The 14496-nt window shown below is 70.5% G+C and carries 12 protein-coding genes and 1 pseudogene; 6 read left to right on the forward strand and 7 right to left on the reverse strand.

The annotated features are described in order from the left end of the window. Window positions 1-7: 7 nt before the first annotated feature. Both GA707_RS04900 and GA707_RS04905 read right to left on the reverse strand, forming a co-directional pair. Complete coding sequence (locus GA707_RS04900) at window positions 8-505, reverse strand: hypothetical protein (protein ID WP_152177296.1); 498 nt, start codon at window positions 503-505, stop codon at window positions 8-10. A 10-nt stretch (window positions 506-515) separates the two neighbouring features. Beyond that, window positions 516-1904 (reverse strand): DHA2 family efflux MFS transporter permease subunit, encoded by a 1389-nt coding sequence (locus GA707_RS04905; RefSeq protein WP_152177297.1) that lies wholly within the window; start codon window positions 1902-1904, stop codon window positions 516-518. An 80-nt stretch (window positions 1905-1984) separates the two neighbouring features. On the opposite strand from GA707_RS04905, the gene GA707_RS04910 reads away from it, so the two are divergent. Further along, window positions 1985-2608: a TetR/AcrR family transcriptional regulator gene (locus GA707_RS04910; protein ID WP_152177298.1), complete on the forward strand. Its 624-nt coding sequence runs from the start codon at window positions 1985-1987 to the stop codon at window positions 2606-2608. Continuing rightward, a complete protein-coding gene (locus GA707_RS04915) occupies window positions 2605-3609 on the forward strand; it encodes a magnesium transporter CorA family protein (RefSeq protein WP_226963541.1) in 1005 nt (334 codons plus the stop codon). Before GA707_RS04910 ends, GA707_RS04915 begins: the two co-directional genes overlap by 4 nt. Before the next feature lie 68 nt (window positions 3610-3677). Here GA707_RS04915 and katG read toward each other — a convergent pair whose 3' ends face one another. The 4 genes from katG to zwf form a co-directional block, all read right to left on the reverse strand. Then, window positions 3678-5924: a catalase/peroxidase HPI gene (katG, locus tag GA707_RS04920; protein ID WP_152177299.1), complete on the reverse strand. Its 2247-nt coding sequence runs from the start codon at window positions 5922-5924 to the stop codon at window positions 3678-3680. A 27-nt stretch (window positions 5925-5951) separates the two neighbouring features. Next, complete coding sequence (locus GA707_RS04925) at window positions 5952-6431, reverse strand: Fur family transcriptional regulator (RefSeq protein WP_152177300.1); 480 nt, start codon at window positions 6429-6431, stop codon at window positions 5952-5954. A 210-nt stretch (window positions 6432-6641) separates the two neighbouring features. Then, window positions 6642-7577: a type IV toxin-antitoxin system AbiEi family antitoxin domain-containing protein gene (locus GA707_RS04930; protein ID WP_152177301.1), complete on the reverse strand. Its 936-nt coding sequence runs from the start codon at window positions 7575-7577 to the stop codon at window positions 6642-6644. 225 nt (window positions 7578-7802) lie between these two features. Further along, window positions 7803-9203: a glucose-6-phosphate dehydrogenase gene (gene zwf / locus GA707_RS04935; RefSeq protein ID WP_226963542.1), complete on the reverse strand. Its 1401-nt coding sequence runs from the start codon at window positions 9201-9203 to the stop codon at window positions 7803-7805. Between the two features lie 92 nt (window positions 9204-9295). On the opposite strand from zwf, the gene tdh reads away from it, so the two are divergent. Together tdh and GA707_RS04945 are read left to right on the forward strand one after the other, a co-directional pair. Further along, complete coding sequence (gene tdh / locus GA707_RS04940; RefSeq protein WP_152177302.1) at window positions 9296-10348, forward strand: L-threonine 3-dehydrogenase; 1053 nt, start codon at window positions 9296-9298, stop codon at window positions 10346-10348. 27 nt (window positions 10349-10375) lie between these two features. After that, window positions 10376-11572 carry a glycine C-acetyltransferase gene (locus GA707_RS04945; RefSeq protein ID WP_370460000.1) on the forward strand — a complete coding sequence of 399 codons (1197 nt, stop codon included), beginning with the start codon at window positions 10376-10378 and terminating at the stop codon, window positions 11570-11572. 16 nt (window positions 11573-11588) lie between these two features. Here GA707_RS04945 and GA707_RS04950 read toward each other — a convergent pair whose 3' ends face one another. Continuing rightward, a complete protein-coding gene (locus GA707_RS04950; protein WP_152177303.1) occupies window positions 11589-13268 on the reverse strand; it encodes a DUF885 domain-containing protein in 1680 nt (559 codons plus the stop codon). Window positions 13269-13342: 74 nt separating this feature from the next. On the opposite strand from GA707_RS04950, the gene GA707_RS04955 reads away from it, so the two are divergent. Beyond that, window positions 13343-14152: an SDR family oxidoreductase gene (locus tag GA707_RS04955; RefSeq protein WP_193315177.1), complete on the forward strand. Its 810-nt coding sequence runs from the start codon at window positions 13343-13345 to the stop codon at window positions 14150-14152. Beyond that, window positions 14149-14481 (forward strand): annotated as a pseudogene (locus GA707_RS21700) (2-oxo acid dehydrogenase subunit E2); the annotation flags it as partial. The gene GA707_RS04955 and the pseudogene GA707_RS21700, both read left to right, overlap by 4 nt. Window positions 14482-14496: the final 15 nt, after the last annotated feature.

The raw sequence follows: 14496 nt of genomic DNA on the forward strand, positions 1-14496 counted from the left end.
GGGCCGGTCAGCCGCCCGGCGTCATCCACGCGAGGATCTGCACGAGCCCGACAGCGGCGCAGACGGCGAGCAGGATCGCGACGAGGTAGGCCACGACCAGCGCCGCGTCGATGCCGTCCTTGACCGGCTCCGGTGCGACGAACGGCTCCTTGCCGTCGAGCTCGTCACGCTCGATCGCCTTGCGCTTGAGCGCCTCGACCCGCGGGACGGTGGGGTTGCGGCGGACCGACCGCGGCAGCGATCGCCACATGTTGCCGAAGTGGTCCTCGTGGTGCTCGCGCCAGGCCTTGATGGCGTCGTCGACCTCGCCGCCCCGCTTCGAGGTACCGAACCAGGCCGCGCCGGCGGCGGGCAGGTCGCCCATGCCGTAGAGCACGCCACCGAGCAGGATCAGCACGTCCTCGTCGGCGGTGTGGTGCAGGTGGCGCGCCAGGGCGTCGCGGGCCCGCCATGCCTGTCCGGAGGCCAGGTCGGCGTGCGCCTGCTCGATGACCTCCGCTGCCATGGTCCCGAGACTAGCGACCTCGGCGCGGCACCCGCAGCGCCACTCCGACCGCGACGAGGGACATCAGGGCGGCGGCGAGGAAGGACAGCCGGATGTCGACCGTCAGGAGGGCGACGAAGCCTGCCGTCGCAGCGGCACCGGCGACCTGCTGGAACGTCGTCAGGGCGGCACTGCCGTGGGAGTACAGCTCCTGGCGGAGGCTGCCCAGCCCGAGGGACATCATCGGCGTGTTGATCACCGCGATCCCGACGCTCATGAGGACGTGCGCGAGGACGATCGACCACGCGCGTGTGTCGGCGTCGAAGGTCGTCATGACCCACATCGCGCTCGAGAATACGATCGCACCGGGGATGACGAGCGGCCGCGCGCCGAAGCGGTCGCTGAGGGCGCCGACGAACGGGCCCATCAGCCCCATCGTGAGGGCGCCCGGCAGGAGCAGCAGGCCGGTGGTCAGCGGGCTCATGCCGAGGGTCCCCGCGGTGAACAGCGGGAGGACCACGGCCATCCCGAGCAGGCCGGCGAGGGTGATCCCGGTGAGCAGCACCGAGAGCCGGTATGCGCGGGTCGAGAAGGTGCGCAGGTCCAGGAAGGCCCGCTCGCGTCGGGCGAGGACGCGCTGGCGCAGGACGAACCACGCGACGGCGGCGGCACCGACGGCGAGGAGGACGGCCGGGTCGACGGCAAGCTCCGATCCCTCGCCGAGACTCGACAGCCCGAGCACGAGCGATCCGAACCCTACGGTGGAGAGCACGATCGAGAGCGCGTCGAGGTGGCCGGTCGACGCGGCGATCTCGCGCGGCGCCAACTTGGCACCGACGACCAGCGTGAGCACCGCGATCGGCAGGATGAGGATGAACAGCCACCGCCACGAGCCGTTCTGCAGGATCAGGCCGGACACCGTCGGCCCCATCGCCGGGGCGGTCGAGATCGCGAGGCCGACGAAGCCCATCATCCGGCCGCGCCGGTCGGCGGGGATCAGCCGCAGGATCGTCGTCATGAGCAGCGGGATCATGATCGCGGTGCCGCTCGCCTGCAGCACCCGGCCGGCGAGCAGCGGCCCGAAGGACGGCGCGGCCGCGGCCAGCGCGGTCCCGGCGAGGAACACCGACATCGCCCCGACGAAGACGCGTCGCGGGCTGACCCGGGCGAGGATCCATCCGGCCGTCGGGGTGACGACGGCGAGGGTGAGCATGAAACTGCTGGTCAGCCACTGCGCGGTCGTCGCCGGGATGTCGAGGCTCTCCATGAGCTCCGGCAGCGCGACGCCCAGAAGGGTCTCGTTGAGGATGAGCGTGAAGGCCGCGAAGACCATGATCCCGAGCAGGGTCCACGTCGACCGCGGCATCGACCCGCTCTCGATGCGCTCCGCCGTCTCGCGCTCTGCGACAGCCTGTGCCACCGCATACCTCCGTCTCGTCGTTCTCGGTCGCCCGTCGCGTCCTTTGCACTCACAACGGTCAAAGTGCAATACTGCACTTTATGACCGAAGAGTGCAAACTGACCGAGAAGCGGAACCGCATCCGCGCCGAGGCGGCACGCCTGACGGTCGAGCGCGGCTACGACGGGTTCACGATGGACGAGCTCGCGGAGCGGGTCGGCGTGAGCCGGCGGACGCTCTTCAACACCGTCCCCGACAAGGAGTCCGCGGTTCTCGGGATGGAGCCGGACTTCCGGGACGGCGAGGAGATGGCGGTGTTCCGCGTCGGCGGTCCCACGGGTCGGCTCGTCCCGGACCTGCTGACGATGTTCGAGGCGGTCATGCTGCGGCTGTCCGGCAGCGACACCGACAGCGGCAGTCGCACGGCGGCGAACCACATCCACTTCACCGAGGCGATCTCCGCCGACCCCAAGGTGCTCGCGATGGCCAACGCCCGGGCCCGGAGGCACGAGGACGACGTCACCACACTCATCGCCGAGCGCGAGGGCTGGAACTCCCACGACCTGCGCGCGCACGCCCTCGCGGCCACCCTCGGCACCCTCGTGCGGGTCGCGTTCGAGGAGACCTCCCGCCGCTGCGGCTCGGCGCCGCTCGTGCAGGTCTTCCGCGAGACCGTCGAGGCATTCGTGGACGCGACCAGGGAACCTGCCACAATCGACGTGTGACGACGGACGAGCGCCGGCTCGGCGTCCGGATGCGGGGCATGGCGTGGCGGGACGGCCTTCTCGTCCGGCCGACCGTCGCATACGAAGAGGCGGACGACCTCGCGCGCGACCCATCGGTCGTCCTCTGGCTCGACCTCGTCGAGCCCACCCCGGAGGAGATGCGCACCCTCGCCGACCACCTCGGCCTCCACGCGACGATCGTCGAGGACGTCCTCGCACCCCACGAGCGCCCGAAGTTCGTGCGCGCGAGCGACCACGAGTTCTTCATGACGTATGCGGTGCGCCTCGACGGCGGCGACTCACCCCGGCAGCTGCTCAGCTCGCGCATCAGCGGCCTGGTCCTGCCGCACGCGCTCCTGACCATCCGCGCGGACGAGTCGTTCGACATGGATGAGGTGGTGCGGCGGTGGAACGACGACCCGGGCCTGCTGGCCACCGGGACCGGGGCCCTGCTGCACGGCCTGCTCGACACCGTCGTCGACGAGCACTTCGCGACCATCCAGGAGCTCGACGACGCGATCGAGGATCTCGAGGACGCCCTGTTCGAGGGGGGCCGCACGACCCACGAGTTCGTCCGGCAGATCTACGGCCTGCGCAAGGACCTCGTGCGGCTGCGGCGCGTGGTCCTGCCCATGCGGGAGGTCGTCAGCGGCGTTCTGCGGCACCGGCTCGGGGAGAACCCCGCGCTCGCGCGGTCCTACGAGGACCTGTACGACCACGTGTTGCGAGCGGCCGAGTGGACCGAGTCGCTACGGGACATGGTGACGACCCTGTTCGAGACCAACCTGTCGCTGCAGGACATCCAGCTCAACCAGGTGATGCGCAAGCTCGCCGCATGGGCCGCCATCATCGCGGTGCCCACCGCCGTGACCGGGTGGTTCGGCCAGAACATCCCCTATGTCGGCTTCGGCCGGCCGCTGGGTGTGTGGATGTCGGTGGCCATCATCCTCGGCGCCGCCGGCGGCCTGTGGCTGCTGTTCCGCCGACTCGACTGGCTGTAACGGTGCGGCACCCCCGGCCGGAGGGATCCGGACGGGGGCGCCGTGTGGGGCTCAGGTCGGACGAGGGGTCAGCGCTTGACGTCGAAGCGGTCGTTGTCCATGACCTTGGCCCAGGCGGCCACGAAGTCGTGGACGAACTGCTCTGCGGCGTCGTCGGAGGCGTAGACCTCGGCGACGGCCTTGAGCTCGGAGTTGGACCCGAAGACCAGGTCGGCCCGGCTTCCGGTCCAGACCTGGCCGTCCGCGCCGTGGCCCTCGAAGAAGTCGGAGCCGCCGTCCTTGGGCGTCCACGTCGTTCCGAGGTCGAGCAGGTTGACGAAGAAGTCGTTCGTCAACGTGCCGACCCGGTCGGTGAGGACGCCGGTGTCGGAGCCACCGCTGTTGGCGCCGAGCACCCGCAGGCCGCCGACGAGGACGGTCAGCTGCGGCGCCGAGAGGCCGAGGAGGTTGGCCTTGTCGACGAGGAGGTACTCCGCGGGGAGGCGGTTGTCGGAGCGCTCGTAGTTGCGGAAGCCGTCCCACTTGGGCTCGAGCCAGGCGAAGGACTCGACGTCGGTCTGCTCCTGGGTCGCGTCGCCGCGGCCGGGGGTGAACGGCACCGTCACGTCGTAGCCCGCGGCCTTGGCGGCCTGCTCGACACCGACGTTGCCCGCGAGGACGACGAGGTCGGCGAAGGACAGGTTGGTCTGGCCCTGGATCGACTCGAGGGCCTCGATGACGGTGGCGAGCTCAGTCGGGTCGTTGGCCTCCCAGCTGCGCTGCGGCTCGAGCCGGATGCGTCCGCCGTTCGCCCCGCCTCGCTTGTCGCTGTCGCGGTAGCTCGAGGCGGACGCCCAGGCGGTCTTGACGAGCTGCTGGACGGAGAGGCCGAGACCGGCGATCTTCTCCTTCGCGGCGGCGATGTCGGCCTCGGTCGTGCCGAGGTCGTTCGCCGGGATCGGGTCCTGCCAGAGCAGCTCCTCGCTCGGGACCTCGGGTCCGACGTAGCGCGAGAGCGGACCCATGTCGCGGTGGGTGAGCTTGAACCACGCGCGGGCGAAGGCGTCGGCGAACTCCTGCGGGTTCTCGAGGAACCGGCGGGAGATCTTCTCGTAGATCGGGTCGACGCGCAGGGCGAGGTCGCTGGTGAGCATCATCGGCGTGCGGTTGCGCTCGGTGCCGTGCGGGTCCATGACCGTGTTGGCACCGGCGCCGCCCTTGGGCTGCCACTGGCTCGCACCCGCGGGGCTCTTGGTCAGCTCCCACTCGTACCCGAACAGGGTCCAGAAGTAGTTGTTGTCCCAGGTGATCGGGGTGTTGTTCCAGATCACCTCGATGCCGCTGGTGATGGTGTCGTTGCCGTGGCCGCTGCCGTAGCTGACCTTCCAGCCGGTCCCCTGCTCCTCGATCGAGGCGCCCTCGGGCTCGGGACCCATGTACTTGTCGGGGTCGGCCGCGCCGTGGGTCTTGCCGAAGGTGTGACCGCCGGCGATCAGGGCCACGGTCTCCTCGTCGTTCATGGCCATCCGGCCGAACGTGTCGCGGATGTCCTGGGCCGACTTCATCGGGTCGGGCTCGCCGAGCGGCCCCTCCGGGTTGACGTAGATCAGACCCATCTGCACGGCGGCGAGCGGATTGTCGAGCTCGCGCTCCCCCTGGTAGCGGGCGTCGGCGAGCCACTCGGTCTCCGGTCCCCAGTAGACGTCGGCGTCCGGCTCCCAGGCGTCAACGCGCCCGCCGGCGAAGCCGAAGGTCTTGAAGCCCATGGACTCCAGCGACACGTTGCCGGCGAGGATCATCAGGTCGGCCCAGGAGAGCGACCTGCCGTACTTCTTCTTGACCGGCCAGAGGAGCTTGCGGGCCTTGTCGAGGTTGACGTTGTCGGGCCAGGAGTTCAGCGGGGCGAACCGCTGCTGCCCGGTGCCGCCGCCACCGCGACCGTCCTGCACACGGTAGGTGCCGGCGCTGTGCCAGGCCATGCGGATCATGAACGGGCCGTAGTGGCCCCAGTCGGCCGGCCACCAGTCCTGCGAGGTCGTGAGGACCTCCTCGATGTCACGCTTGACCTCGGCGAGGTCGAGCGCCTCGAAGGCCGCGGCGTAGTCGAAGTCCTCACCGAGCGGGTTGATGACCGCAGGGTTCTTGGCGAGGATCTTGAGGTTGAGGCGGTTCGGCCACCAGTTGGAGTTGGCGTCGCCCTGGGTCGGGTGCACCTGGTCGCCGTGCATGACCGGGCACTTCGGGGCATCCTCGTTGACGTCGGCGAGCTCGGTCGTGTTGTCCTCGACCTGGTCGCCGACGACCTCGTTGGCCGCCGTTTCTTCGTTGATCGACATGCTGGTTCCTTTCGGTTGGACCGGGTGTCAGGTGACGGGTGCTGTGGGCTGGGAGACGGGCTCGGGCCGGGCGGCGCAGGTCGGGCAGAGGCCCCAGTAGATGACCTCGGCCTCGTCGATCGCGTAGCCGTGGTCCTCCAACGCGTCGAGGCAGGGGGCGGCGCCGACCGCGCACGGGACGTCGGCGACGCTGCCGCACGAGCGGCAGACGATGTGGTGGTGGTTGTCGCCGCGGCGGATCTCGTAGCGCGCCAGCGACCCGGCAGGCTGGATCCGGCGCACGAGACCGGCATCGGTGAGGGCGCCCAGGACGTCGTAGACGGCCTGGTGGGAGACGTCGAGCCGGCCACGGACCACATCGATGACCGCGGCGGTGTCGCTGTGCGGCCGCTCGGTCAGCGCGCGCATGACCTCCAGTCGGGGCCGCGTCACGCGCAGACCGGCAACGCGCAGCTGCTCGGCGGCGGCGGTCTCCCTCGCGGCGGCGGACACGGCATCGTTCTCCATCGTTGCCAACCCAACCGCATAATCTTGAGTGAGTCAAGAAAAGGTTCAGGGTGTGGGACGCGGTGCCGACCGCATACCCGACCGTCAGCCGCACTCATGCTCACCGGCCGCGGATGCGACCATGGGCCGCAGCAACTTCTCCGGCCGGTGACTGAAGGTCCGGCCACTGAGTGGAAGTGCGTCCGCCGACTGCTGCTGCGTCACCGGAGATCAGCGCGTGAGGGCTGCTCGCCGCTCGCGCGCCACGGCGCGTGCACGCCGGACCCTCCGCACGATGTCGGCCGGGTCGTCGAGCTCGGCCCAGACGACCCGAACCACCTCGTATCCGAGCCGCGTGAGCCTCTCCTCGCGCGCCTTCTCGGCAACGAGTGCCGCTTGGCCCCGGTCGCCGCCGTACTTCAGCAGGCCGTCGAACTCCACGACGACACAATCGTCGACCAGGAAGTCCACCCGGCCGATGAGGGTCCTCGCGTCTTTGATCCTCACCTGACTGCGGAGTGAGAACCCGGCATCGATGAGGATGATCCGAGTGCGCGTCTCCCCGACGGACTCGGCCCGGGGGTCGACGGCGTCGAGGGCTCGCTGCGCGGCCGCCCGGGGCCGGGCAGGCAGCGTGGCGATGACGCCGGCCAGGTCCTCGTGCGTGCAGCGCTCCTGGACGATAGCGCTGTCCATCGCGCTCACTCCGGCGATGAAGCCGGAGGCGACCGACACCTGGACACACGCCGCCGTGGCCGAGACACAGTGGAACGCCCCGAACTCCCACGTGGCACCGCCTGACCAGGGGACCGTGACCAGCCCGGAGTTGGTCCGCGTGCGGGAGACATCTCTGCTCTCGAGGACGACGACGTCCTCGCGAGCGCCGAACGTGCCGACCTTGTGCAGTGCGAGTGCCGACTGGTGGCTCGCACGCTCGCCGGGCCTGCGAGATCGTAGGACGGCTCGGACTCGGAGCCGGTAGCGGTCGAACGAGGGCGTCCCCCAGTACGTGGCTGCCACGACATAGGCCCCTCGCCTGACCCGGATGACCTCCTTCCGCCGAACCATTCGGGTGAGCTCGTTCGTGCTCACACCGACCCGGAGGGCGTCGCTCATGCTGAAGACGCCCGACTGGGAGGCCGCGATCGCGGCGAGTCGCTCGTGCATCCGGCAAGCCTCGCGCCTGCGTCGCAACTCCTCGGAGAGTTATCCACAATGACACGGGGCCTCGGCCGAGGACGCCGGCGCGCCCAGCAGCCGGAGTCACAGTCGAAGGGTGGAGGTACGACCACCTGCCGCAGCAATTTCTCCGCCCGGTGACTGGAAGTCCGGCCGCTGACCGCATGTCCGGCGGCTGGGCGTATGCGCGGGCGGCGACTCCTCGAACGTCGCCTACTTCTTGAGCGACACCGTGTGCCAGTGGCCGCCGGCGATGCCGTCGACGCCCTCAGGGCCCCAGGTGCCCTTGTAGTACGGGCGTGGTCGGTCGTCGCGCTCGAGGATCGGGTCCACGATGCGCCACTCCTCGTCGATCGTGTCCTCGCGGGCGAAGCGGTGCCGAAGGCCGACGATGGCATCGCGCAGGAGCCGCTCGTAGGCCTCGCGGCGCAGACCGAGGGCGTCCTCGAAGTCGACGTCGAGCGCGACCTCCTGGGTGACCATGTCGGGGCCGGGCACCTTGGCCTGCATCGAGAGCGTCACGCCGTCGCCGTGACCGAGGCGCAGGTGCAGCCGGTTCGCCTCGGGCACACCGGCGCGCTGTCCGGCGAACAGCAGCCGCGGGGGCCGGTGCAGCTCGATGACGGCCTCGGTCGCGCTACCCGGCAGGTACTTGCCGGCGCGCAGGTAGAACGGCACCCCGGCCCACCGCCACGAGTCGACGAACAACCGGGTGGCCACGAACGTCTCGGTCGTCGACTCCGGCTTCACACCGTCCTCGTCGAGGTAGCCGACGTACTGCCCCACGACGGTGCTGGCCGGGTCCATCGGCTCGACCTGCCGCAGCACCCGCACCTCCTCGTCGCGGTAGGCGTCGGCGGTGTCCGAGATCGGCGGCTCCATCGCGAGCAGCGCGACGGTCTGGAGGAGGTGGTTCTGGACGACGTCGCGCACCGTCCCCACGTCGTCGAAGAACCCGGCCCGGCCCTCGGTGCCGAACGACTCGGCGAAGGTGACCTGGACGTTGGCGACGTAGCGCCGGTTCCAGATCGGCTCGAGCAGGGTGTTGGCGAACCGGAACGCGAGGAGGCCCTCGACCGACTCCTTGCCGAGGTAGTGGTCGATCCGGAAGATCGCGTCCTGGTCGAAGGCCGACGACAGGCACGCGTTGAGGTCCTGCGCCGACGACCGGTCGCGGCCGAACGGCTTCTCCACGACGACCCGCCCCCGCTCGGCCAGCCCGACCTTCTGCAGGCCCTGGACGACGGTGGGGAAGATCGACGGCGGGATGGCGAGGTAGATCACCGGCAGCGCACGCTCGGCGAGGATCTCGGCGAGCGCCTTGTGGGTGGCGAGCTCGCCGTAGTCACCCTGGACGTACCGCAGCCGCTCGACGAACGTCGCCAGCCGCTTCTTGCTCACCCGGCCGACGCTGTGCCGCACAGCCTCCGCCGCATACTCACGCAGCTGCTCGTCGTCCCAGTCGGATCGGGCGACCCCGACCACCGGCATGTCCAGCTCACCGTTCTCGGCGAGGTGGAACAGCGCGGGGAACAGCTTCTTGCGGGCGAGGTCACCGGTGGCACCGAAGAGCACCAAGGCGTCAGCCCGGTCGGACACAGAACGGTCGGACACAGAACGATCGGACACAGCGCGATCCGAAGCAGCCATACCGCCATCCTGCCGGACGAACGCCCTGATCGTCCCCGGCGTGGCAGGCTGAGCGTATGCGCGCCCTCGTCAAGACCAGCGCCGGTCCGGGCCTGGAGCTCATCGACGTCCCCGAGCCCGTCCCCGGACCGGACGAGGTCAAGATCCGGGTGCTCCGCGCCGGCCTGTGCGGCACCGACCTGCACATCCAGTCCTGGGACGACTGGGCGGCGGAGATGCTCCGGCCACCGCTCATCGTCGGGCACGAGTTCTACGGCGAGATCGTCGAGATCGGCGATGCCGTCCCGACCGACGATCGCTACGGCCTGCGGGTCGGCCAGCGGGTCTCGGTCGAGGGTCACGTCGTCTGCGGCACCTGCCGCAACTGCCGCGCCGGTCGCCGCCACATGTGCGTCGGCACGAGCAACCTCGGGGTGAACCGCGACGGCGCCTTCGCCGACTACGTCGTCGTGCCGCACACCAACGTCTGGGTCCAGCCGGACCTGATCGACCCGGACCTCGGCGCGATCTTCGACCCGCTCGGCAACGCGGTGCACACCGCGCTGTCGTTCCCACTCGCCGGCGAGGACGTGCTCATCACCGGCGCCGGCCCGATCGGGATCATGGCCACCGCGATCGCGCGCCACGTCGGCCCCCGCCATGTCGTCGTCACCGACGTCTCCGACGCCCGCCTCGCCCTGGCGCAGGAGTGCGGCGCCGACCGGGTCGTCAACGTCACCCGCGAGCGCATCGCCGCCGCACAGTCCGAGCTCGGCATGGTCGAGGGCTTCGACGTCGCCCTCGAGATGTCCGGCAGCCCGAGCGCGGTCGCCGAGCTCATCGAGAACTGCAACCACGGGGCCAAGGTCGCGCTCCTCGGACTGCCGTCCGATCCGTTCGAGATCGACGGCGCCAAGGTGATCACCCACATGCTCACGCTCAAGGGGATCTACGGCCGGGAGATGTACGACACCTGGTACAAGATGACGTTCATGCTGCAGACCTCCGAGGTGCTGCGCGACCGCATCAGGTCGGTCATCACCGACCGTTTCCCCGCCGAGCGGTGGGAGGACGCCTTCGCGGCCGCCCGCTCGGGCGAGGGCGGCAAGGTCATCATGGACTGGAGCTGAGTCCCAACCGGATCCGAGGAGGAACAGATGGTGTATGCGCGGATCGGCGAGCAGATCGCCGCCGAGCTGGCGTCGATCGAGGATGCCGGCCTGTTCAAGAACGAGCGTCAGATCACGACCCCCCAGTCGGCGCACATCGCCACGACCGCGGGGCCGGCGCTCAACTTCTGCGCGAACAACTACCTCGGGCTGGCGGACCATCCGCAGATCGTCGTGGCCGCGCACCGGGCGCTGGACGACTGGGGCTTCGGCATGGCCTCGGTCCGATTCATCTGCGGCACCCAGACCCAGCACCGCGACCTCGAGCGCGAGATCGCGGACTTCAGCGGCATGGACGACGCGATCCTCTTCCCGTCCTGCTTCGACGCCAACGGCGGCATCTTCGAGGTGCTGTTCGGCCCCGAGGACGCGATCATCTCCGACGCCCTCAACCACGCGTCGATCATCGACGGAGTGCGACTGTCCAAGGCGCAGCGCTTCCGCTACGCCAACCGCGACATGGCCGACCTGCGCACCCAGCTCGAGGCGGCGCGGGACGCCGGCGCCCGCCGCGTCGTCATCGTGACCGACGGCGTGTTCTCGATGGACGGCTACTACGCGCCGCTCGAGGAGATCTGCGACCTGGCCGACGAGTTCGGCGCCCTCGTCATGGTCGACGACTCGCACGCGGTCGGCTTCGTCGGCGAGCACGGGCGGGGCACCCACGAGCACTGCGGGGTGATGGATCGCGTCGACATCATCACCGGGACCCTCGGCAAGGCGCTCGGCGGCGGCAGCGGCGGCTATGTCGCCGCCCACCAGGAGATCGTCGACCTGCTCAAGCAAAGAGCGCGGCCGTACCTGTTCTCCAACGCCGTCGCGCCGGCCGTCGTCGCGGGCTCGCTCGAGGCGCTGCGCCTGGCGAAGGAGAGCAGTGAGCAGCGCGACCGCCTGCGCGCCAACGCCGAGCTGTTCCGCAGCCTGATGACCGAACAGGGCTTCGACCTGCTGCCCGGGTCGCACCCGATCGTCCCGGTGATGTTCCCCGGCGATGACGGCGCCCGCCGCGCCTCGCAGGTCGCGGACGCGATGCTGGCACGCGGGGTCTATGTCATCGCCTTCAGCTTCCCCGTCGTCCCGCGTGGCCAGGCCCGGATCCGGGTCCAGCTGTCCGCGGCCCACAGCGAGGACGACGTACGCGCGTGCGTCGACGCGTTCGTCGCGGCGCGCGACGAGGTCGGCTGAGGGGCCGACCCGGCCGTCAGAGGCGCGCGAGCTCGGTTGCGAGGTCGTCGAGGCCGAGAGCCCCGAGAGAGAGCGCCTTCATGTGCCACTCCTTGAGGTCGAAGGCATCTCCCCGCGCCGCATGTGCGGCCCGGGCCGCCTCGCGTCCCTCGAGCCAGACCCGCTCACCGAGCTTGTAGCTGATCGCCTGTGCCGGCCACCCGAGATAGCGCACGATCTCGGAGCGGATGAAGTCGGCGGGCCGCCCGGAGTGCATCGCGAAGAACTCCTCGGCGAGCTCGGGTGTCCAGACCTGCCCCGGTGCCAGCGGCGAGTCGTCCGGGATGGTGAGCTCGAGATGCATCCCGACATCGATGACGACCCGGATCGCGCGCATGATCTGCGCGTCGAGGTAGCCCATCCGCGCCTCGTCGTCGAGGTAGCCGAGCTCGTCCATGAGCCGCTCGGCATAGAGCGCCCAGCCCTCGGTCGCCCCGCTCGTCGAGCCGACCGAGGTCTGGAACACCGAGAGCTGCGGCGCGACGTGCACCCACTGCGCGAGCTGGAGATGGTGCCCCGGAACGCCCTCGTGGTACCACGTGCTCACGAGGTCGTAGACCGGGAACGACGTGCGCCCTAGCGTCGGCAGCCAGGTCCGGCCGGGACGGCTGAAGTCCATCGACGGACGCGTGTAGTACGGCGCCGCGGCGGAGCCGGGCGGGGCGATCATCGCCTCGACCGTGCGGAGCGGCGCGGCGATGTCGAAGTGCGTGCCGTCGAGGTCGCGGATCGCCTCGTCCATCATGTCCTGCAGCCAGACCCGGACGTCCTCGACACCGTGCACGAGGGTGCCGTGCTCGTCGAGGTGCCGCATCGCCTGCACGGGCGTCGACCCCGGCAGGATCTTCTCCGCGAGGGTCTCCATCTCGGCCCGGATGCGCAGGTATTCCGACCAGCCCCACGCATACGCCTCACGCGGGTCCACGTCGGCGCCGATGATCTGGCGGGCGGAGCGGCGGTAGCGCTCCTCGCCGACCGCGTCCGGCGTCCCCTCCGCGTCGGGCAGGTAGACATCGAGCAGGTATGCGCGCAGCGCCGAGGTGGCCTCCGTCGCCGACGCGGCAGCCCGGCTGAGCGAGTCGGCGGAGGTGGCCGGTCCCTTGCGGACGAAGTCGGCGAACCAGTCGCTGCTCACCCATTCCTGAAGAAGCGCCGCGAGCTCGCGCACCTGGCGCGGCGCGGCGAGCAGGCCCCGGGACCGGCCCTCGTCGAGGGTGCGCGTCCAGGCCTCGAAGGCCTCCCCGACCCGGGCCATCCGGCGCTCGATCGCCGCCCAGTCCTCGCCGGTCGCGGCGGGCATGAGCATGAAGGCGCTGCGCAACGCCTGCGGCGGTCCGAAGATGTTGCGGATCTCGCGCAGGTGGTCACCGGCCTCGTGCGCCTCGATGACGACACCGAGCCGGTCCCGCAGCAGGGTCGCGCAGCGGACCTCCAGTTCGGAGGAGCTGTCGGGCAGAGCGTCGAGGGCGGCGAGCGTCCGCTCGGCGAGCTCGCGGTGCGCCGCGTACCCCGACGGGGAGAGGTCGGGGACGCGGTCCTCGTGCGGCCGCATGCCGAGCGCGGTCGAGAGGATCGGGTTGAGCTCGGCGAGGTCGCGGACGTATGCGTCGGCGAGCTCGCGCGGCGTCGTCGGGGCGGTCGTGTCGTGGCTGGTCACCGGGCCATCCTTACAAACGGGCCGGACATCGTCCCGATGAGGGACAACACATTCGACGGGTGCACACTTGCGGAGTGGATCTGCGAGGCGCGCACGTGCTGCTCACCGGGGCGACCGGCGAGGTCGGGCGCGCCCTCGCGCACTCGCTGGCGGGTCGCGGGGCCCGACTGACGCTCGTGGCGCGCAGTAAACCCGACCTGACCGCACTGACCTTCGAGACCGGCGGTCGGGCGCTGCCGGCCGATCTGCTCGACGCCGACCAGCGCTCGCATCTCGTGGAGCGCGCCGAGGAGCTGAACGGACCGCTCGACGTCCTCGTCAACAACGCCGGCGTCGAGACCTCCCAGCACGTCGCGGACGAGGACGCCGGGTCCGTCGAGCGAGCGGTGACCCTCAACCTGCACGCACCGATCGACCTGTGCCGGACGGCGCTCGAGAGCATGCTGTCGCGCGATCGCGGCACGATCGTCAACGTCTCGAGCCTGAGCGCCGTCAGCTCGGTGCCAGGCATGGCGACCTACGCGGCGACGAAGGCCGGCCTGAGCCACTTCACCTCCGGCCTGCAGGCCGACCTGCGCGGAACGGGAGTGCGCACGTTGCTCGTCGAGCTCGGTCCGATCCGGTCGCCGATGATCGAGCGAGCCCGCGCATACCCTCCGACGGACGCGGCCTTCGCCCGCCTGTTCCGGACCCGCCTGCTCAGCATCATCACCGCCGGCCGTGCGGCCGAGGCGGTCTGCGACGCCCTCGAACGGGACCGTCGCCATCTGCGTCTTCCGCGCCGGGCGATCCCGTATGCGCTGCTCACCCAGGCGCCGCGGGAGCTGGCCGCCGTGGCACTCACCGGGGTGCCGCACGCGATGACGCGGGCGGGCATCCGATGAGCTGGCGCCGCACCGAGGTCCGTCGGAAGATCGCGGCGGCGACGTGGCGACCGTCGCGGGACGGGCGGATCTACGCGCGCCTCGAGGTCGACGTCGGCCCGGCCCGGGAGTACTGCCGGCGAGTCTCCGAGAAGGCCGGTGTCCAGGTCACCGTCACCCACGTCGTCGGCGCGGCGCTGGCCAGGGTGCTGCGCGAGGTGCCGGAGTTCCGCGCCCGGATGGTCTTCGGGCGGGTCGTGCCACTCGAGCAGTGCGACATCGCCTTCGCGGTGGACATCGAGGGCGGCTCGGACCTGGCGCCCATCAAGGTCCGGCGGGCCGACACCCTGACTCCCGTCGAGATC

The organism is Nostocoides sp. F2B08 (assembly GCF_009184895.1).
Classification (GTDB): Bacteria; Actinomycetota; Actinomycetes; order Actinomycetales; family Dermatophilaceae; genus F2B08.

Coding starts and splice junctions, on each gene's coding strand:
- GA707_RS04900 (WP_152177296.1), bottom strand. CDS start 505: ATGGCAGCGGAGGTCATCGAGCAGGCGCACGCCGACCTGGCCTCCGGA.
- GA707_RS04910 (WP_152177298.1), top strand. CDS start 1,985: ATGACCGAAGAGTGCAAACTGACCGAGAAGCGGAACCGCATCCGCGCC.
- katG (WP_152177299.1), bottom strand. CDS start 5,924: ATGTCGATCAACGAAGAAACGGCGGCCAACGAGGTCGTCGGCGACCAG.
- GA707_RS04925 (WP_152177300.1), bottom strand. CDS start 6,431: ATGGAGAACGATGCCGTGTCCGCCGCCGCGAGGGAGACCGCCGCCGCC.
- GA707_RS04930 (WP_152177301.1), bottom strand. CDS start 7,577: ATGCACGAGCGACTCGCCGCGATCGCGGCCTCCCAGTCGGGCGTCTTC.
- tdh (WP_152177302.1), top strand. CDS start 9,296: ATGCGCGCCCTCGTCAAGACCAGCGCCGGTCCGGGCCTGGAGCTCATC.
- GA707_RS04945 (WP_370460000.1), top strand. CDS start 10,376: ATGGTGTATGCGCGGATCGGCGAGCAGATCGCCGCCGAGCTGGCGTCG.